Annotated in this window: 14 protein-coding genes; 6 read left to right on the top strand and 8 right to left on the bottom strand. The window is 72.1% G+C overall.

The genetic code is table 11. The features are described from left to right. Positions 1-55: 55 nt before the first annotated feature. On the bottom strand, positions 56-556 hold the full coding sequence (locus OG429_RS33450) for a hypothetical protein (RefSeq protein WP_328928997.1): 501 nt from the start codon (positions 554-556) through the stop codon (positions 56-58). A 363-nt stretch (positions 557-919) separates the two neighbouring features. On the opposite strand from OG429_RS33450, the gene OG429_RS33445 reads away from it, so the two are divergent. After that, the gene (locus OG429_RS33445; RefSeq protein ID WP_328928996.1) at positions 920-1582 is read left to right on the top strand and encodes a class F sortase; all 663 of its coding nucleotides are present in this window, start codon (positions 920-922) and stop codon (positions 1580-1582) included. A 36-nt stretch (positions 1583-1618) separates the two neighbouring features. Here OG429_RS33445 and OG429_RS33440 read toward each other — a convergent pair whose 3' ends face one another. Further along, complete coding sequence (locus OG429_RS33440) at positions 1619-2527, bottom strand: polysaccharide deacetylase family protein (protein ID WP_328928995.1); 909 nt, start codon at positions 2525-2527, stop codon at positions 1619-1621. A 70-nt stretch (positions 2528-2597) separates the two neighbouring features. Beyond that, positions 2598-5912, bottom strand: a complete 3315-nt coding sequence (gene lysX / locus OG429_RS33435) for a bifunctional lysylphosphatidylglycerol synthetase/lysine--tRNA ligase LysX (protein ID WP_328928994.1) — start codon at positions 5910-5912, stop codon at positions 2598-2600. 60 nt (positions 5913-5972) lie between these two features. Between lysX and OG429_RS33430 the strand changes: the two genes are divergently transcribed. From OG429_RS33430 to OG429_RS33420, 3 genes are all read left to right on the top strand, one after another. Then, complete coding sequence (locus OG429_RS33430) at positions 5973-6434, top strand: universal stress protein (RefSeq protein WP_328928993.1); 462 nt, start codon at positions 5973-5975, stop codon at positions 6432-6434. Between the two features lie 114 nt (positions 6435-6548). Further along, entirely contained in the window at positions 6549-8606 is a 2058-nt protein-coding gene (locus OG429_RS33425; protein ID WP_328928992.1) for a serine/threonine-protein kinase, read from the top strand. An 18-nt stretch (positions 8607-8624) separates the two neighbouring features. Next, positions 8625-10817: a serine/threonine-protein kinase gene (locus tag OG429_RS33420; RefSeq protein ID WP_328928991.1), complete on the top strand. Its 2193-nt coding sequence runs from the start codon at positions 8625-8627 to the stop codon at positions 10815-10817. A 16-nt stretch (positions 10818-10833) separates the two neighbouring features. Here OG429_RS33420 and OG429_RS33415 read toward each other — a convergent pair whose 3' ends face one another. Next, positions 10834-12030 carry a CapA family protein gene (locus tag OG429_RS33415; protein WP_328928990.1) on the bottom strand — a complete coding sequence of 399 codons (1197 nt, stop codon included), beginning with the start codon at positions 12028-12030 and terminating at the stop codon, positions 10834-10836. 336 nt (positions 12031-12366) lie between these two features. Between OG429_RS33415 and OG429_RS33410 the strand changes: the two genes are divergently transcribed. Together OG429_RS33410 and OG429_RS33405 are read left to right on the top strand one after the other, a co-directional pair. Beyond that, positions 12367-12906, top strand: coding sequence for a sigma-70 family RNA polymerase sigma factor (locus OG429_RS33410; protein ID WP_328928989.1), 540 nt, complete (start codon positions 12367-12369; stop codon positions 12904-12906). 195 nt (positions 12907-13101) lie between these two features. Continuing rightward, entirely contained in the window at positions 13102-13602 is a 501-nt protein-coding gene (locus OG429_RS33405; RefSeq protein ID WP_328928988.1) for a hypothetical protein, read from the top strand. A 7-nt stretch (positions 13603-13609) separates the two neighbouring features. On the opposite strand, the gene OG429_RS33400 is transcribed toward OG429_RS33405, so the two are convergent. The 4 genes from OG429_RS33400 to OG429_RS33385 all read right to left on the bottom strand — a co-directional run bounded on the left by OG429_RS33400 (position 13610) and on the right by OG429_RS33385 (position 18434). Next, complete coding sequence (locus tag OG429_RS33400; RefSeq protein ID WP_328928987.1) at positions 13610-14014, bottom strand: hypothetical protein; 405 nt, start codon at positions 14012-14014, stop codon at positions 13610-13612. Between the two features lie 26 nt (positions 14015-14040). Beyond that, a complete protein-coding gene (locus tag OG429_RS33395; RefSeq protein ID WP_328928986.1) occupies positions 14041-14901 on the bottom strand; it encodes an Fpg/Nei family DNA glycosylase in 861 nt (286 codons plus the stop codon). Positions 14902-14983: 82 nt separating this feature from the next. Continuing rightward, entirely contained in the window at positions 14984-17047 is a 2064-nt protein-coding gene (locus tag OG429_RS33390) for a SpoIIE family protein phosphatase (RefSeq protein WP_328928985.1), read from the bottom strand. A gap of 7 nt (positions 17048-17054) precedes the next feature. Continuing rightward, entirely contained in the window at positions 17055-18434 is a 1380-nt protein-coding gene (locus tag OG429_RS33385) for a DUF6777 domain-containing protein (RefSeq protein WP_328928984.1), read from the bottom strand. Between the last annotated feature and the right edge of the window lie 140 nt (positions 18435-18574).

Below are 18574 nucleotides of genomic sequence, written 5' to 3'. Positions count from 1 at the left end.
GTCCGGCCCGACCCGGAAGTCGCCCCCGGGGGAACTGACCGGGGAGGTCGGCCGGTCAGGCCCGGGCGCGGACCGGGCGGCGGCGGCGCATCACGTGGGCGCCCGCGCCGAGCGCCGCCGCGCCGACGAGGCCCGCGCCGATGGCGGTCTCGGCGGTGGACGGGCCGATGGAGCCGCCGATGCCGCCCTGGGCGGGGTTGCCCTCCAGGATCCTGAAGCGGGCGGTGGCGACCAGGCTGTTGTCGTTGCACTTGACCTGCAGCGTGTGGTTGCCGGGAGAGGCGTGGTTGAAGATCCGGACGGTGGCGAAGCCGATGGACCCCGCGGACAGGTTGGCCGGCGGAAAGTTGCCCGGCGAGGAGACGGTACCGCCGTGTCCACAGCCCGCCGCGCTCACCTGCATCGTGGATCCCTGGTGCACGGCAAACGGGTTGACCGAGATGTTGCTCGGTCCGCCACCCCCGCCCATCGGGGAGTTCGCGGCGGCGAACGGGGTACTGAGGCCGATCACGGCGCAGGCTGCCGCCGTCACGGTGAGAGCGCGGAAAGCACGCATGGTGGAACCTCCAGCGGAAAGCGCCCCGGAGCGTCGGCCCCGGATGATCGACGAGAACGCCTCCCACGTCGAACCCTCGGGGCGGGCCGCAACCTCCGCATTTCCGCCTTTGGGCCGCCCGGTTGAGCGACACGCCGAAGCGCGCTCCGGGCAACTGACGGATCCGCAGGTCACGACCCGTCAGGCATTTATGTGACGATTACCTGGATGGGCGCACCCCTTCCGGCCCCTTCCGGGCCCCGCCACCCGTTCGCCCCTCCCCCCTCGCCGTCCTGCCGACGCACCCTTAGCGTGCGTGAAGTAGGGCGTACTGGGGCGGGACAGGAACGCGGGTCGGGACCCCCGCGTCGGGAAGGGAGAACGATGGGCGAGGACGAGACCGGCCAGTCACGCAAACGCTCACCGTGGGGCGTACTCGCCCTGGTCATGCTCACCGGCCTCGCGATGGTGCGAAACGGTGTGGACATCGGCGACGGGCCACCCCAGCCGACCGCGGCCTCGGCCGTCGCGGTGACAGCGGACCAGCTGCCGGCGAACCCTCCGGAGGCGCCCGCGGACCTGGAGGTACTGGAGCACTCCTCGGTGCAGCGCATCCGGATCCCCACGATCAACGTGGACGCTCCGGTGATGACGGTCGGCCTGGACGCGGAGGGCTGGATCGACGCGCCGCCGCCGCAGGACCGGAACCTCGCCGGCTGGTACCTCAACGGCATCTCGCCGGGCCAGCGGGGTTCGGCCGTGATCGTGGGCCACGTGGACAACGCGCAGGGCCCGGCGGTCTTCTACGGCCTGGGTTCGATCAAGCCGGGGAACCAGATCGAGGTGGAGCGGTACGACGGGCGCACCGCCGTGTTCGAGGTGTACGGCGTGGAGGTGTTCTCCAAGGAGTCCTTCCCCGGAGCCCGGGTCTACGGGGACACCGGGCATCCGGAACTCCGGGTCATCACCTGCGGCGGCGGCTACTCCAAGGCCCGGGGGTACGACGGCAACGTGGTCGTCTTCGCCCGCATGGTGGACGCGCGCTGAGCGGTGCGCTGCCGCCCCGCCGGGCAGCGACCGCGCTCAGCGGGGCGGCAGCGTCGGCAGGGTCATCCGGTAGCCGCGCGCGAGCAGTTGGGGCAGGTACGAGGAGATCGCCTGGACGCTCTGCGAGCGGTTGCCGCCCGCGTCGTGCGACAGGACGATCACGCCGGGCCCGGCGCCCGACAGGACCCGGGAGACGATCGTGGCGGTCCCCGGCTCCTTCCAGTCCAGGGTGTCGACGGTCCAGGCGAGCGGCTCCATGCCGAGCTCGGCCCCGATCTCGAAGGCGGCCCGGTTCCACGCCCCGTACGGCGCCCGGAACCACACGGGCGCCTCGCCCACGGCCTTCTGTACGACCTCACTCGTGCGGCCGATCTCGGAGACGAGGGCGGGCCGGCTGAGCTTGGGGATGAGCGGGTGGGTCCAGGTGTGGTTGCCGATGACGTGGCCCTCGGCGACCATCCGGCGCAGCAGGCCCGGGTTCTCGGCGGCCATCTCCCCGCAGACGAAGAACACGGCGCGCACCCCGTACCGGGCGAGGGTGTCGAGGATCCCCGGCGTGTAGCGGGGGTCGGGCCCGTCGTCGAAGGTGAGCAGCATCGAGTTCGCCGTGGCCGCGTGGGGCGGGAGTTCGAGGATGGGGCGCGTCCGTACGGCGGGCTTCGCGACGGGCGGGCGGACGGGGGCCTCGGCGGTCATCGGCCGCAGCCGGTAGGACTTCTCCAGTCTCGCTTCGGCGTTCAGTCCGGGAGGTCCCACCGCGGGATGCGGCCCCGGCCCGGCCGCGGGTCCGGGCATGGTCGCAGGTCCGGGCACGGACGCGGGGCCGGCGCCCGGAGTAGGGGTCTCGCCGCCCATGTCGATCAGCCCGGCGGCGGACGCGACTCCGAGGAAGACGGCGGTGCGCAGGAGCGCGCGCCGCCCTACTGTCGGCTCGTCATTTTTCATTATTACTACGTATCAACGACATCGCCGCGGATGTCGAGAGGCGCGGACGCGCCTCCTCCCCCTCACCCGATCAGCCGCGCCGTACCAGGGGGAAGGGGAGCGTCTCGCGGATCGTGAGCCCCGTGAGGAACATGACGAGACGGTCCACACCGATGCCCAGACCACCGGTCGGCGGCATCGCGTACTCCAGCGCGTCCAGGAAGTCGTTGTCGAGCTCCATCGCCTCCGGGTCGCCGCCCGCCGCGAGCAGGGACTGCGCGGTGAGCCGGCGCCGCTGCTCGACGGGGTCGGTCAGCTCCGAGTAGGCGGTGCCCAGTTCCGTGCCGAAGGCGACCAGGTCCCACCGCTCGGCGAGCCGCGGGTCCTCGCGGTGCTGGCGGGTGAGCGGCGAGACGTCGGTCGGGAAGTCCTTGTAGAAGGTGGGCAGCTGGGTCCGCTCCTCCACCAGCCGCTCGTACATCTCCAGGACCACGTCACCGCGGGTGTCCTCGGGGGCGTGCGGGACGGCCGCCCGGTCGCACAGCCGGCGCAGGACCTGCTCCTCGGTGTCGGCGTCGACCTCCTCTCCGAGGGCCTCGCTGATCGCCCCGTACATAGTCTTCACCGGCCAGGACCCCGAGATGTCGTGGACGACGAGCTTCCCGTCCGGCCCCGCCTTGTGCGCGACGGGCGAGCCGAAGGCGGCGGTGGCGGCGCCCTGGATCAGCTCGCGCGTGAGGTCGAGCATGACGTCGTAGTCGGCGAAGGCCTGGTAGGCCTCCAGCATCGTGAACTCGGGGTTGTGCTTGTAGGAGACGCCTTCGTTGCGGAAGGTGCGGCCCATCTCGAAGACCTTCTCCATGCCGCCGACGCACAGCCGCTTGAGGTACAGCTCGGGCGCGATGCGCAGGTACAGGTCGAGGTCGTAGGCGTTGATGTGGGTGCGGAAGGGGCGGGCGTTGGCGCCGCCGTGGATCTGCTGGAGCATCGGGGTCTCGACCTCCAGATAGCCGCGCTCCAGGAGCCCCTGGCGCAGGGCCTGCACCGCGCTGGAACGGGCCCGTACGACGTCGCGCGCTTCGGGGCTCGCGACGAGGTCGAGGTAGCGGCGCCGGACGCGGGCCTCCGGGTCGGCAAGTCCCTTGCGCTTGTCGGGGAGGGGCCGCAGGCACTTGCCGATGAGCGCCCAGGACCGGACGACGAGGGACGGTTCTCCGGACTTGCTGGTGCCCGCCTGGCCGCTCGCGACCACCTGGTCGCCGAAGTCGACCTGGGAGGTGAAGGAGTCCAGTACGCCGGCCCCGGCCTCGTCGCGGGTGAACATCAGCTGTATGTCCCCGGACCAGTCGCGCAGGACGGCGAAGACGACGCCGCCGAGGTCGCGTACGAGCATGACCCGTCCGGCGAGGGTGGCCTGTTCGCCGGAGCGGGTGCCGGGCGGGTGGCCGGGGTGCGCGGCCTTCAGTTCGGCCCGCAGCTCGGCCACCGTGTGGGTGCGGCCGGGGATGCCGACGGGGTAGGGGTCGGTGCCGGCGGCCCTGATGCGCTCCAGCTTGTCGTGGCGCACGCGCACCTGCTCGGGCAGCCGCTCGGCGGGGGCGCCCACGCCCTCCTCCCTCACGGCGTCGAGGTTCATGGAGGCGATGGAGGGCAGCCCCTCGGTGGTGGCGGGGTTGGTGAGGCCCTTGGGGTGGCCGTTGCCCCACAGGGTGCGCAGGCTGGGTACGGAGACGAAGCCCTCGGCGATGCCGGAGGCGAGGCTGACCCGGGCGAGCGAGCCGGCGTCCTGGTAGCAGAGGAACCGGGGGTACCACTCGGGGCCGTATTTGACGTTCGAGCGGTACAGCGCCTCCAGCTGCCACCAGCGGGAGAAGAAGAGCAGCAGCCTGCGCCACAGTTTGAGGACGGGGCCGGCGCCGATCCGGCCGCCTTCCTCGAACGCGGAGCGGAAGACGGCGAAGTTGAGGGAGATCCGGCGCACGCCCAGGCCCGGCGCGGCGGCGCAGAGCTGGGCGACCATGAATTCCATGATCCCGTTGGGGGCGGTGCGGTCGCGGCGCATCAGGTCCAGGGAGATGCCGTCCTTGCCCCAGGGGACGAAGGAGAGCAGGGCGATCAGCTCGCCGTCGGCGTCGAAGGCCTCGACCAGCAGGCAGTCCCCGTCGGCCCGGTCGCCGAGGCGGTCGAGGGCCATGGAGAAGCCGCGTTCGGTCTCGGTGTCGCGCCATTTGTCGGCGCTCTCCACGATCCTCTGCATCTCGTCCTGGGAAAGGGCGGAGTGGCGCCGGATCACGGTGGTGGCACGGGTGCGCTTGACGCGGTTGACGGCCTGGCGGGTGACGCGCATGTCACGGCCGTCGAGGTCGAAGTGGGCGACGTGGAGGATGGCCTCGTCGCCGAGCTGGAGCGCGCTGAGTCCGGAGCGTGCGTAGGCGGTGGCGCCGTCCTCGGAGGCGCCCATGACGGCGGGCTGCCAGCCGTACCGGCGGGCGACGGCCAGCCAGGCGTCGACGGCCGGGGTCCAGGCGGCGGGGTCGCCCACCGGGTCGCCGCTGGCGAGGCAGACTCCGGCTTCGACGCGGTAGGTGACGGCGGCCTTGCCGTTGGGGGCGAACACGACGGCCTTGTCGCGCCGGGTGGCGAAGTAGCCGAGGGAGTCGTTACGGCCGTAGGCGCCGAGCAGGGCGCGGATGCGGGGCTCCTCGTCCCCGTGCAGGGCTGCGGTCAGGCGCTGGGAACGGAACAGGGTCATGGCGGCGTTCAGCAGGGCGACGGCGCCGAAGAGGCCGAGCAGGAAGTACAGGGGACGGGGCGGCCGGCCGTCGAACTGGCGGGCCGAGAAGAGGCCGCCGAAGACCTGCTTGGCGGCCCAGTCCAGCCACTGGCCCTTGGGCAGGGTGCCGGGGAACAGGGCGACGAGCCCCCAGCCCAGCAGCACGGCGGCGAGCATGCCGAGCCCGAGCACGATCATGGCCCGCCACAGGGCCCCGGGCCGGGAGGCCGCGTAGAACTCGTCCCGGGCGGCGATCAGCACGGCCATGGCGGCGACGGCGAGAGCCATGGAGGGGACGCCGATCCAGTAGTCGCCGATGGCCATGTCCAGCACGTCGTCGAGCATCAGCAGGGCCAGATAGGTGACGACGATCCACCAGGCGACCTTCTTGCGGGTGCCGAGGGCCGCCGCGAGCAGGAAGAGGAAGACGGCGTAGGCGAGGTTCGCGCTGACCGGGACGACGATGAGGTCGATGAAGCGCACGACGTGCCGCAGCAGACGCCGGAGCGTCGGGGAGAGCGCCAGCAGAGCGCACAGCAGACCGAGCGCTCCGAAGAACGCCCCGAATCCGTCCGGCACCCGGTTCAGGAAGCGGTTCCGGGTTCCGCGCGTGTCCTCCACGGTGGCACTCATGGTTCGCACTGTAGGGAGGGCGGCGGCGGTCCGCGCGCCGAGCCGGATAGCCTCGGGAGGGTGACTGAGCACGTGAACACGGGATTCGAACGCGGTACCGACGGCCCGAAGGTGATCCTGGCCGGGGTCGACGGATCGGAGTCCTCGATGCGGGCGGCGGCCTACGCGGCGGGGCTGGCCAGGCGGCAGAACGCACTGCTGGCGCTGGTGTACGTCCAGCCGGTGATGCCGGCCGGCGCCTCGCTGGGCGCGCCGGTGGCCGACACCACCGGGGAGATCGCAGAGGGTCTCGTCGCCGACATCCGCGAGGCGGCGGAACGCCTCAAGGGCATCTACGAGGTGCGCTGGCAGTTCCACACCTTCCGCGGCGACCCGTACGCGGGCCTGGTGAGCGCGGCGGAGCAGCTGACGGCGGACGCGGTGGTGGTCGGCGCCTCCGAACAGGCCGGCCACCGCATCGTGGGCTCGGTGGCGATCCGCCTGGTCAAGGCCGGCCGCTGGCCCGTGACCGTGGTCCCGTAGACGTCGTCACCATCCGGGTACGAACGCTCCTCTACAACTGCCCCGCACATGTGGTCTCGTGTACAACTCAGTCAGACACGGCTGAGGCGTGTCCGGCGAGGAGGGGGCAGCGGAGTGGGGGCGTTCGCACCGTTACAGGCGGGGGATCCCAGGCAGGTCGGGCGGTACCGGATCGTCGGGCGGCTGGGCCGGGGCGGGATGGGTGTGGTGTACCTGGGCCTGTCGTCCAGTGGCCGCGCGGTCGCCGTCAAGGTCGTACGGGCCGTGCTGGCAGACGACCCGGGCTTCCGGCAGCGGTTCTTCCGCGAGGTGGAGGCGGCCCGCAAGGTGACCGGGGTCTTCACCGCCGCGGTGGTGGACGCGGAGCCGGAAGGCAGGCCCGCGTGGCTGGCCACCACGTACGTACCCGGGGTGTCCCTGGAATCGGCGGTGTCCGGGTACGGCGCCTGGCCGGCGCGGTCGGTGATGGCGCTCGGCGCAGCGCTGGCGGAGGCCCTGGACGCCGTCCACGGCGCCGATCTGGTGCACCGCGATCTCAAGCCGTCGAACGTCCTGCTGGCCGCGGACGGCCCTCGCGTGATCGACTTCGGCATCTCGCTGGCGGCCGAGGCCACCAAGCTCACCGAGAGCGGGGTGGTGATCGGCACGCCGGGCTTCATCTCGCCCGAGCAGCTGGTGCACGACACGGCCTCGGCCGCGAGCGACGTGTTCGCCCTCGGCGCCATCCTGGTCTACACGGCGACCGGCTCCACCCCGTTCGGAAGCGGTCACGGGCATGCCCTGAACTACCGTGTGGCCCACTTGGACCCGGACCTTACCGGGCTGCCGCCCGAACTCTCGGACGTCGTCGAGCGCTGCCTGGACAAGGATCCGGCCCGCCGGCCCACCGTGCCGCACCTGGTGGAGGAACTGGCCGGGGTGTCGGAAGCTGCGGGGGCCGACGGCCTGTTCACCGAGGCCGACTGGCTGCCCGGGCCGGTCGCCGCGGAGATCATCCGCGTGCGGGACGAACCGCTGCCCCCGCTCCCGCCGCCTTCCGACTCCGACTCCGACTCCGACTCCGGAGGCGGCAGCCGAGCCACCCGGCGGCGGATCCTGACGGGGCTCGCGGGCGCCGGGCTCGTCACCCTCGTCGCCATGACGGCGCTCCTCTCCGGCGGCCCGCCCGGCGACGACGGGCGGGACGATGCGCCCCGGCGGGCACCGGCGAGGAGAGAACTGTGGTCCTACGCCTTGGGTGAAGGCACGACGCTGTCCATGGTGGTGGACGGCGTCGTGTACCTCGACGGCAAGGACACCGTCCAGGCGCTGGCCGCCGGCAGCGGCGAGGAGTTGTGGAACCGGCGCGGCCCGAGTGACTTCATCACCGTACTGGGGGCCTCCGACGGGATGGCCTACTACGGTGACAAGGAGTACGTGTACGCCCTGAAGGCCGACAGCGGAAGCGAACTCTGGAAGATCAAGGACGGTGGCGCTCATCCGACGCCCAGAGGAGTCGGCGGCAAAACCTATCTGAGCCACGCCGCGAGCCTGTACGCGTTGGAGTCGGCCACCGGGCAGTCGATCTGGACGAAGAAGTTCGACGCTTCCCTGCGGGACGCCTGGACCATTACCGAAAAGGTCGTCTACCTCACGCGACACGACGACACCCTGCGCGCGGTGAGCACCGGGACGGGCGACACGTCGTGGGAGTTCAAGGCGGGCAGTGAGATCACGTCGTCCCCCGTCGTCGCGGGCGGATCCGTCTACTTCGGCAGCAAGGACGGAACCCTGCACGCGGTGGACACCGCAACCGGCCGGGAGACCTGGAGAGCCCGCTTCGACGGGGAGTTGTGGGATCCGGCCGTGGCGGGCGGGGCGGGGGATCCGATCGTCGCCGACGGCGTGGTCTATTTCGAGAACGACGGATACGTGTGCGCCTTCACCGCAGACACCGGAAGGCCACTGTGGCGGTACAAGCCGGGCAAGAAGGATGTGGAGCTGCTGTCCGTCGCGGGCGGCATCGTCCAGTTCGTCGACAACGGAAGGTACGGCCGCACCGTGCACTCCCTGGACACCGGCAGCGGCGCATTCCTGTGGGACGAGGGCCTGGGCGTGAACGCGACCGTCGCGGGCGGCACGCTCTACTTCGAGGATGCCGGGCGTCTGCACGCCGTCTCGGCCACCGGCTGAGTGGGGGGAGGGGGAGGGGTGGGAGCGTTCGAACCGCCGGAGGCGGAGGATCCGAGGCAGGTCGGGCGGTACCGCATCATCGGTCGCCTGGGCCGGGGCGGGATGGGCGACGTCTATCTGGGCCGGTCACCGGGTGGCCGCGCCGTGGCGGTGAAGGTCGTGCGGGCCGAGCTCGCGGAGGATCCCGTCTTCCGGCGCCGGTTCGTCCGCGAGGTGGAGGCGGCCCGCAAAGTGACGGGGTTCTTCACCGCGGCCGTGGTCGACGCCGATCCGGAGGGCACACCGCCGTGGTTGGCCACCCAGTACGTACCGGGGATGTCCCTGACGGCAGCCGTGTCCGCGTACGGCCCCTGGCGGGCGAGCTCGGTCCTGGCTCTGGGGGCGGCTCTGGCCGAGGCGCTGGAGGCCGTGCACGGCGCCGATCTGGTGCACCGCGATCTCAAGCCGTCGAACGTCCTGCTTGCCGCGGATGGCCCTCGCGTGATCGACTTCGGCATCTCGCTGGCGGCCGAGGCCACCCAGCTCACCCGGACCGGGGCGACGCTCGGCACCCCCGGCTTCATGTCGCCCGAGCAGCTGGCGGGCCGCGAGATCGGGGCCGCAAGCGACGTGTTCGCCCTCGGTGCCGTCCTGGCCTACACGGCGACCGGGTCGGGCCCGTTCGGATCCGGCTCGGCCCACGCCGTCAACTACCGGGCGGCCCACGGGGAAGCGGACCTGACCGGCCTGCCATCCGAGCTGGTCGGCGTGGTGAGCCGGTGTCTGGCCAAGGATCCGGCTCGACGACCCAAGGTGCCGCAGCTGGTGGAGGAGCTGGGCCGGGCGTCGCAGAGGGCGCGGGCCGCCGGCGCGTCCACGTCGGTCGACTGGCTGCCGGGGCAGGTGACGGCCGAGATCACCCGGGTGGAGGCCCAATCACTGATCGCGCCCACGGGACACGCCACGGTCGAAGGTCCTCCCCCCACCGCGTTCGCGACGTCGCAGCTCCTGGCAGGACCGGCGGATCAGCCCCCGCCGCCCGGGTCCGAAGCCGGCGGGCGGAGTCGACGGTTCACACGGGGCCGGGCTCTGGCGGTGCTCGCGGTCATCGCCGTCCTGGTCGCCGCCGTCGTCACCGCGATGCTCCTCCCGGACCGGGGACCGGGCGCCCCCCGGGCCGAGCAGCCCGCGGCACCGGTGCTCAAGCAGCTCTGGGCCGACGGGCACGGCGCGACCTCGCCACCGGTGGTCAGGAACGGAACGGTCCACGCGGGCAGCGGCGGCACCGTCTACGCCCTGGACGCCGGCACCGGCGCAACCCGGTGGAAGTACGACCGGACGGTGGGCGGCGTGGGCCCCCTGACCGTCACCGACCAGGGGGTCTATTTCAGCGGTTCCCGCTCGTCATCCCCTGACGACGAGAGCCACCGCGTCTACGCCGTGAACGCCGGCACCGGCGCCCGCTTGTGGGAGTTCACACCCGACGAGGTGGTGGGTTCCGCCGTGCTCGTGGAGGGTGGGATCGCCTACTTCCACACCATGAAGCTCGGCAACGGAAGCACGGGCAGCACCCTGTACGCGGTGGATGCCGCCACCGGCGAGTTGGTGTGGAGCCACGGCACCGCGTTTGAGACCTCACTGGCCGTCGACGACGGGGTGGTCTACTACGGGGCCTTTGACGTGAAGGGCTCCTATGTCCACGCCCTCGACGCCGCCACGGGGAGGGAGCTGTGGAACGTTCAGGTCATCGAAGGCGTCCAGGGGAGGATGAGTCCGCTCACCCTGGCCGACCGGGTCGTCTACTACGGCGCCCAGGGCCACTTGTACGCCCTGGACGCCGGCACCGGCAGCCTGCGGTGGAAGACCCGGACCGATCTCCCCGACTACCCGGAACCGCAGAAGCCGGTCGTGGCAGCCGGTGTCGTCTACCTCGGCGTGAACGACGAGAGCGAAGGGGGGTACGGCAAAGTGGTCGCAGCCGACGCCGCATCCGGCAAGGTGCTGTGGAGCCGTCGACTGCCCCATGGGGATGCGCCGCCCGCGGTCGTGGCCGGAACCGTGTACATCAGTACCGACTCCGGAGACCTCCACCTCCTGGACGCCAGGGACGGCCGCTCATTGGGGCAGGTGCACCTGGCCGATCGCGCCGACCTGAAGGTGACCGTCACCGACAACACGGCCTACTTCGACGGCGGTGACGGCCGCCTGCACGCGGCCACGATCACCCGCTGAGCTCACGACCCGCAGGCTACTCGGCCATCGTGAGGCCGTCCTTGGCCGCGCCACGGCCGAGGACGGCCTCGCTGATCTCGTCCCGGGCGGTCTCGTAGTCGCTCTGGTCGGGATCCTTGGCCAGAGCGGCGGGCAGGTTGACGACCCGGCCGATGGACAGGTCCATCATCTGCGGCACGAACTGGGCCTTGGTGACCTGCCAGCGCTGTCCGGCGGCGGCCGGCGGGGCGAAGGTGAAGCGGCCGATCGAACCGTAGTTGCCGCGCATGTCCCGCGCGCCCGAATAGTTGAACATCTCGCCGGCGACCTGGTCGCCCATGCCGTAGATGATCCAGGTCCCGTTGACCTTCTCGTACGCCTGCGGGATGTGCGCGTGCGTGCCCAGGATCATGTCGATGTCCGGGCGGCCGCCGGTCTGCGAGGCGGTCAGCGCCTTGCCGAGGGAGAGCTGCTTCTCGTCCGGGTCGGTCTGCCACTCCGTGCCCCAGTGGAGGCTGACCAGGACCACGTCGGCGCCCGCCTTCCGGGCCGCCCGCGCATCCGCGACGATCTTGTCCTGCTCCATCAGCTTGACCGCCCACGGCTGTCCCTGCGGCAGCGGGTACCCGTTGGTGTCGTAGGTGTACGCGAGGTGCGCGACCTTCGCGGAGCCCGCCGTGTACGTGGTCACCGTGGCCGCCTCGGCCGCCGTACGGGCCGAACCGGCGTGCTTCAGACCGACCTTGTCGAACCGGTCCAGCGTGCGGCGCAGCCCGTCGGCCCCGTCGTCCAGGGTGTGGTTCGAGGCCGTGGAGCAGCCGTCGTATCCGGTGTCCTTCAGCGCGTCGGCCACGCTCGGCGGGGAGACGAAGGCCGGATAGCCGGAGAAGGGCCCGTCCTCCTCCCCGTAGATGGTCTCCATGTGGCAGAGGGCCAGGTCGGCCCCGGAGACCACGGACTTGACCCCGGAGAACATCGGCTTGAAGTCGTGCCCGTCGCCGCCCGCGTCGTTCGCCGCCCGCTGGATGACCGAGGTGTGCGGCAGCACGTCGCCGCTCGCGACCAGTGTGAAGCCCTTGGCCGCGGGAGCCCCGGCGGCGGTGGAGGCGGCGGCCGGTCCGCCGGAGTCCGCGAGGCGGGCCGGCGTCGATCCCCCCGCGGCCGAACAGCCCGCGGCCGCCGACAGCAGCAGCGCCGAGAGGAGGGCGACGGCCTGCCGGGTGCACTTGGTCATCTATCCCAGCTCCCATTAGTACGACTATCGGACTCACAGGTAATCCACCTAACGGGACGTCATAAGTCAAGGAACGGATCCGTCCGCCGGACACGAGCCCACTCCGATGGCCGCGGCCGGCGAACCGCCGCCCATGGCCGCTGCGGGGCCTCTGCCGACGGCCGGTGCCGTTCGCCGCGCCGTTCGACCGTTCACCGCCCCGCGCGGCCGCCCACCGGATGACGCGGGCGCTTGGGCGCACCGCCGGGGCCTGACGGTTCCCGGTGGGCTCCGTGCAGGTCAGGGTGGATGTGTCGCCCTCCCGACAGACCTCCATCGCCCTGGAAGGAGCCCCTCGTGCCGCTCTCCCCCACCCTCCGGCGTACCGATCCCGACGCACTGGCCGAACTCCAGCGCGACCACGGGCGGGCCCTGTTCGGCTTCCTGGTCGGGCTCACCGCCGGGGACGCCCAGCGGGCGGAGGACCTCGTACAGGAGACCCTCGTACGGGTCTGGCAGCATCCGGAGGTCCTGTCGAGCGGGCACGATTCCATGCGGCCCTGGCTGTTCACGGTCGCCCGGCGGCTCGCGATCGACGCGCGGCGGGCCCGGCTGTCACGGCCGCAGGAGGTGGACCCGGAGGGGCTGGAGCAGGCGCCCGCTCCCGAGGACGCGGTGGCCGGGTCGGTCACGGCGATCGACGTCCGCCGGGCCGTCGGGTGCCTGGGCCAGGAGCACCGCGAGGTACTGATGCAGGTCTACTTCCAGGACCGGTCGGTGGCCGAGGCCGCCGCCGAGCTGGGGATCCCGGCCGGGACCGTCAAATCCCGTACGTACTACGCCCTGCGCGCCCTGCGGAAGGACCTCCAGGGGTACGGATACGGCCTCGGCGCCTGAGCTCCGGGGACCGCGGCAACAGATCGGGGACCGCCTCGTAGCGCCACGGACCGGACAGAAAGCGCATGGAATGAGGCATTAGACCGTTCAAGTTGAGTAAACACGTCCCGCTCCGTCAGCCGCTCGGTGAAGGCTCAGGGCAGACGGCGGGACGCTCGATGCGCGGGAGAAGGTGGAACGGTGCAGCCCGAGGGTATGAACGGCACCAGTGACGGCGGGCTCGCGGTGCCCATGGCTTGGCTCTACGCCGAGTACATCGCAGACGAACTGCTGCGCACGGGCCGGCTGATCCCGGTCAGCACCCTGGAGTTCCGGGCGGGGCGGGACACGCTCGCGCTGACCATCTACCTCTCGGACGCAGCCGGGGAGCTCTCCGGGATCCGGGTGGTCTCCCAGCTCGACGAGTGGCTCTCGCTGACGGCGTACGGCCACCCCTGGCGCGACTGGGTGCACACCCGCTTCCTCGCACTGGGCGAGGAGGCCCGGGAGCGCGGCCGCGCCGAGGAGCCCGATCTGGAACTGGCCCGGGCGGCCTGGCGCTGGCTGGACCGCACGGAACTGTTCGCCACCAACCTCGACCCCGGACGGCACGACCACGCCGACACCCCGCCGGGACTGGACGAGAACGCGCGGGTGTGGACCCCGGCCTGGCAGCTCGGCCTGCCGCTGGGCCACCTGGCGATGCACCTGTTCTGAAAGGTGCCTACTCCGGTCGGCGGGGGCCCGGCGGCGCCTCGGCCGGATCCATCACGAGCCCGGTGAAATCCGCCTCGTTGCGTTCGGCCCGGGTGACGTAGCGGCGGGCGATCAGCCACATCACCGGGTACACCGCCAGGCCGAGGGCCACCCACACCAGCGGCCCCGACGCGGTGCGCGGCAGCACCAACACCAGCGGCAGCGTCCCGACGAGCAGCGCGAGCGCGGCCAGCGCGCCGATCCCGGCCCGCAGCTGACTGCGCATGAGGGCCCGTACGTACGTCGCGCCGAGGGTGGTCTGCTCGGAGATCTCCGAGCGGGCGGGGGTGTGCGCGGGCGGTCGGCGGCGGGCGCCCCGGGGCACTCCGGTGACGATCTCGCGCCGGGGCGGCGACTGCTGCTCCTCGGCCATGGCGTGGGAGTCTACGCAGCGCCCGGCTATTTGAGGAGGCGGGAGAGCCGCCGGTCGGCCAGCGGCTTGCCGCCGGTCTGGCACGTGGGGCAGTACTCGAGCGAGGAGTCGGCGAAGGACACCGAGCGCACGGTGTCCCCGCACACCGGACACGGCTCCCCGGCCCGGCCGTGCACCCGCAGCCCGCTCTTCTTCTCGGCCTTGAGCTGTCCAGCCGCCACCCCGTGCGTCCGCTCGACGGCCTCGCGCAGGGTGTCCCGGACGGCGGCGTGGAGGTGGGTCACCTGGTCCTCGTCGAGGGAGGCGGCCAGCTTGAACGGCGACATCTTCGCGTGGTGCAGGATCTCGTCGCTGTAGGCGTTTCCGATGCCCGCGATGACGCTCTGGTCCCGCAGCACGCCCTTGATCTGCCGCCGCTCCCCCGCCAGCAGGGCGGCGAAGGCCTCCCGGTCGAAGGACTCGGCGAGCGGGTCGGGGCCGAGCCGGGCGATCCCGGGCACCTCCTGGGGGTCCCGTACGACGTACACCGCGAGCCGTTTCTGGGTCCCCGCCTCGGTGAGGTCGAAGCCGCCACCGCCCTCCAGGACGACCCGCAGCGCCAGCGGCCCCTTGCCGGGACGCGGCGGCTGCGCGGGCAGGGTGTCCTGCCAGCGCAGCCAGCCGGCCCGGGCCAGGTGCGTGACGAGGTGGAGCTCACCGATCCGCATGGCCAGGAACTTGCCGTGGCGGGCGGTGGCCCCGGCCGTCTGCCCTTCGAGAGCGGTCAGCGGCGGGTCGTACGTCTTGAGCACGCTCACGGCGAGCGGGAGGACGCGCTCGACCACCCGTCCGGCGAGGTGTTCGTCGAGGTACTCGCGCAGGGCCTCGACCTCGGGCAGCTCCGGCATGGTCCCAGCCTGCCCCCGCCTCGGCCGAAACGCGAGGCAGCGGCGCGACGGCGGGGAACGCGATGCCGTGGCCCCGCCCCGGTCAGCCCATCACGAACTCGCACCACACGCACTTGCCGCTGCCCCGCGACTCCACGCCCCACACATCCGCCAGCCGGTCCACGAGCATCAGCCCCCGCCCGGACACCCCCGCGTCACCCGCCTCCCGGCGCCTCGGCAGCGCGCTCGACCGGTCCTCGACCTCCACCCGCAGACGCCGGTCGGTCCCGGCCAGGACCCGCAGGGTCACGATCGCCGGGCCGTCCGTGTGCATCAGGGCGTTCACGATCAGCTCGTCCGCGACGAGCTCGATCTCGTCGGCCCGCTCCCGCGCACCCCACGCGCGCACCGCCGCTCCGATCATGTGGCGCGCCGCCACCAGGGCCTCCGGATCCCCCGGTGCCACGTGCTGCCGGAGGCGGCCGCCGCCCTGCGGAGCGTCCGGCACCTCGCGGCGCAGCAGGAGCAGCGCCATGTCGTCGTCGCCGCCCCGCTCGTCCACGACGCCGCACAGCCGGTCCGCGAGGAGCTGCATGTCCGCCGGTCCGCTGCGGATCAGCGAGGTCAGGTACTGGATCCCGTCGTCGAGGTCGGCGCCGGGCTGCTCCACCAGGCCGTCCGTGCACAGCAGGATCGTTTCACCCGGGTCCAGCTCCACCGTCGTCACCGGGTACTCCAAGCGGCCGAACTCCGCCGAGAGGCCGAGCGGCATGCCGCCTCCCACCGGGAGCCGCCTGCAGTCCCCGTCCCGGGTGCGCAGCAACGGGTCGATGTGGCCCGCCCGGACCAGTTGCAGCACCCCCGTGGACAGGTCGGCCTGCACGTACGTGCACGTCGCGAAGCGGTCGGTGTCCAGTTCGTGCAGGAAGACGGAGGCCCGGGCCATGACCGTGCCCGGCGAGTGGCCCTCGGCGGCGTACGCGCGCAGCACGATCCGCAGCTGGCCCATCACCGCGGCCGCGTGCGTGTCGTGGCCCTGGACGTCGCCGATGACCGCGCCGACCCGGCCGCCCGGCATCGGGATGACGTCGTACCAGTCGCCGCCGATGTCCTGGCCCATCCGGGCGGAGCGGTACCGTACGGCGATCTCCGCGCCCGGCACCGAAGGGATCCGCCTCGGCAGCATGGCCTGCTGGAGGCCTTCCGCCAGGTCGTGCTCCTGCTCCAGCAGCATGGCCCGCTGCAGGCTCTGCGCGATGCTGCTGCCGAGCGCGACGAGCAGGTTCCGCTCGTCCTGGGTGAAGCCGTCCTTGTCCTGGTAGAGGAGCCCGATCGCGCCGATGGGCCTGGCCTGGGCGATCAGCGGCAGGTACGCGGCCGCCGAGATGTCCATCGACGAGATCTTCGCCCAGAGACCTGGATAGTCCGTGGCGAACTCCTGCGCGGAGTCGAGGAAGCGCGGCTGGAGCGAGCGCACGACCTCGCTCATCGGGTACTGCTCGTCGATGCGGGTGTACCGCGTTCCGGGTACGAAGCTTCCCGTCGGCCCCTCGGCGACGAGGTGGATCCGCCCGGCCTCGACGAGGCCCATCACCATGCCCATCGAGCCGAGGCGTTCCAGCCCGTGGGCGTCGCCGAGCGCGTCGATGACGTCCTGCACGGTGCGGGCGTGGGCGAGGGCGGCGGTGGTGCTCTCGACCACCGACGTCTGGCGACGCCGCTCCTCGTCGAGGCCGAGCCGTTCCGCCGAGTGGCTAAGCTCGTCGGTCGCGTCCCGGACGATGCCGATGATCCGGTAGGGGCGCCCGTCCCGGCCGCGCATGACGCGGCCCTGGGTGTGCGTCCAGCGCAGCCGGCCGTTGTGGCAGCGGATGCGGAAGTAGGCGCCGTAGCTGTCCTCGCCGCCCTTGAGGGCGCTGGAGACGAGGGCGTCGAGCCGGGTGGCCTCGGTCGGCGGGACGCGCGGGGAGAGGGATTCGGGCCGTCCGTCGTATTCGTGAGGGGCCGTGTCGAAGACGTCGAGAGCTGCCCCGTCCAGGTGCATGAGCCCTGTGACCAGGTCCCAGTCGAAGCTGCCCATGCGGTTGAGCGCGAGCGACCGGTCCGGGTGTGCGGGCCAGTCGTCCGGCAGCGATACGGTGGTCGGCACCGATCCACCATGACACACGGGCCGGTCAGGCGCTCTCCAGCGGGGAGACCGGGTCGGAGGGCGGCGGCGCCGGGTCGGAGGGCGGCTGCTGCTGCCCGTCCGGGACGGCGCCCGGCCCGATGGGGTCGTAAGGCGGCTGCGACCGGTCGGACGGGACGTCCGTCGACGTGTCCGGGGAAACGTCCATGGGAGCGTCCGCGGGCAGATCGGACAGGGGCGGGGCGGACAGGGGCAGGTCGGACGGCTGGTCCGAGGGCGGCTGGTCGGACAGCGGCTGGTCCGACAGGGGCTGGTCCGACAGAGGCTGGTCCGAGAGCTGCTGGTCGGAGAACTGCTGGTCCGACAGAGGCTGGTCCGACAGAGGCTGGTCCGAGAGCTGCTGGTCGGACAGCTGCAGGTCCGACGGCTGCTCTTGCTGTTGCTGTTGCTGCGGCGGTACGGCCAGGCCCGGCTGCTCGGCCGGATTCTGCCCCCGCCCCTCGCCCGGCCCGGCCGGTGCTCCCGGTGACCGCGGCGGGCAGTCCTCGGCCCCGGACGCCGGGCAGGGTTCGGCGGGCCCGGCCCCGGGCGGGGTGACGGGCCCGGTGGGGATGCCGTCGGCCGGGTCGAAGTCGGGCAGCACCCGCGGAGGCCGGTCCTGGGCGCCGTCGTCGCCCCTCTTGCGTTCGATCCAGGTGTTGTCGGCGATGTTGACGATCACCAGGTTGTTGATCGCGTGGGTGGTGGGCTCGATGACCACGACCTGGTTGGGCTGGTAGCCGTTCCACGGGTCACCCTTTTGCACCGGGGAGCCCTTGGCGGCGCGGGGCGCGAGCAGCGGGTTGCCGCAGGCGCATCGGACCCGGGGCATGCCGTGCTCGTCGACGAGCACGGCGGTTCCTGCCTGGAGAACGGCCTGGAAGCTGTCGGCGCGGCCGTCGCGGAAGCCGTGGCTGGTGACCCGGGTGTCGGCGCGGAGCACCACGGGGGTGAGGCCCCGGAGGAATTCCGGGACCTTCGCCTGTTCGATGTCGGAGGCCTGGGCGAAGGCGTGCGCCTTGGCGTTGTCGGCGGTCAGATAGCGGACCTGCTGTTCCACGTCGCAGCTGCCGAGCCGTTCGGTGCCGGCGTACAGGCCGGGGGTGGCCGCGTTCACCGTGCGGATGCCCTGTCCGGTCCGGTTGGGCAGCGGCGGCTGGACGGGCGCGGACTCGGCGGTGGCCGAGGTGGCGGTGAAGGGTGCGGGACCCGCGGCGGCCACGGGCTGGAGGTGGACCTCCTGGCTCTCGGATCCCGCTGCCCCGCTGGGCTCCTCGGAGCCGCCGCACGCCGCGGCGAACAGGCCGAGGGCCGCGAACAGCGCGGCGCCGGCCGGTGCATGACGGCGCGGCGCCTGACGATGTGTCGGAGGTGTCGGTGCGTGCACGTGAATCTCCCTTTTCGCCCCGGTTGCTCCCTCTTGTCTGCCGCATCCACGGCAAGGCCGCAACCGGAGCGCTTCTTGAACATGTTCAAGGAAGCCCGTAGAGTCACGGCCATGGGTTGAACGCGTTCAAAGCGTTCGAC

The sequence above is a fragment of the Streptomyces sp. NBC_00190 genome (assembly GCF_036203305.1).
GTDB lineage: Bacteria > Actinomycetota > Actinomycetes > Streptomycetales > Streptomycetaceae > Streptomyces.
The sequence above is the reverse complement of the archived record's forward strand: the minus strand, read 5'-3'. Positions and strand labels throughout refer to the sequence as shown.

Coding starts and splice junctions, on each gene's coding strand:
- lysX (WP_328928994.1), bottom strand. CDS start 5,912: ATGAGTGCCACCGTGGAGGACACGCGCGGAACCCGGAACCGCTTCCTG.
- OG429_RS33415 (WP_328928990.1), bottom strand. CDS start 12,030: ATGACCAAGTGCACCCGGCAGGCCGTCGCCCTCCTCTCGGCGCTGCTG.
- OG429_RS33405 (WP_328928988.1), top strand. CDS start 13,102: ATGAACGGCACCAGTGACGGCGGGCTCGCGGTGCCCATGGCTTGGCTC.
- OG429_RS33450 (WP_328928997.1), bottom strand. CDS start 556: ATGCGTGCTTTCCGCGCTCTCACCGTGACGGCGGCAGCCTGCGCCGTG.
- OG429_RS33395 (WP_328928986.1), bottom strand. CDS start 14,901: ATGCCGGAGCTGCCCGAGGTCGAGGCCCTGCGCGAGTACCTCGACGAA.
- OG429_RS33440 (WP_328928995.1), bottom strand. CDS start 2,527: ATGAAAAATGACGAGCCGACAGTAGGGCGGCGCGCGCTCCTGCGCACC.
- OG429_RS33400 (WP_328928987.1), bottom strand. CDS start 14,014: ATGGCCGAGGAGCAGCAGTCGCCGCCCCGGCGCGAGATCGTCACCGGA.
- OG429_RS33445 (WP_328928996.1), top strand. CDS start 920: ATGGGCGAGGACGAGACCGGCCAGTCACGCAAACGCTCACCGTGGGGC.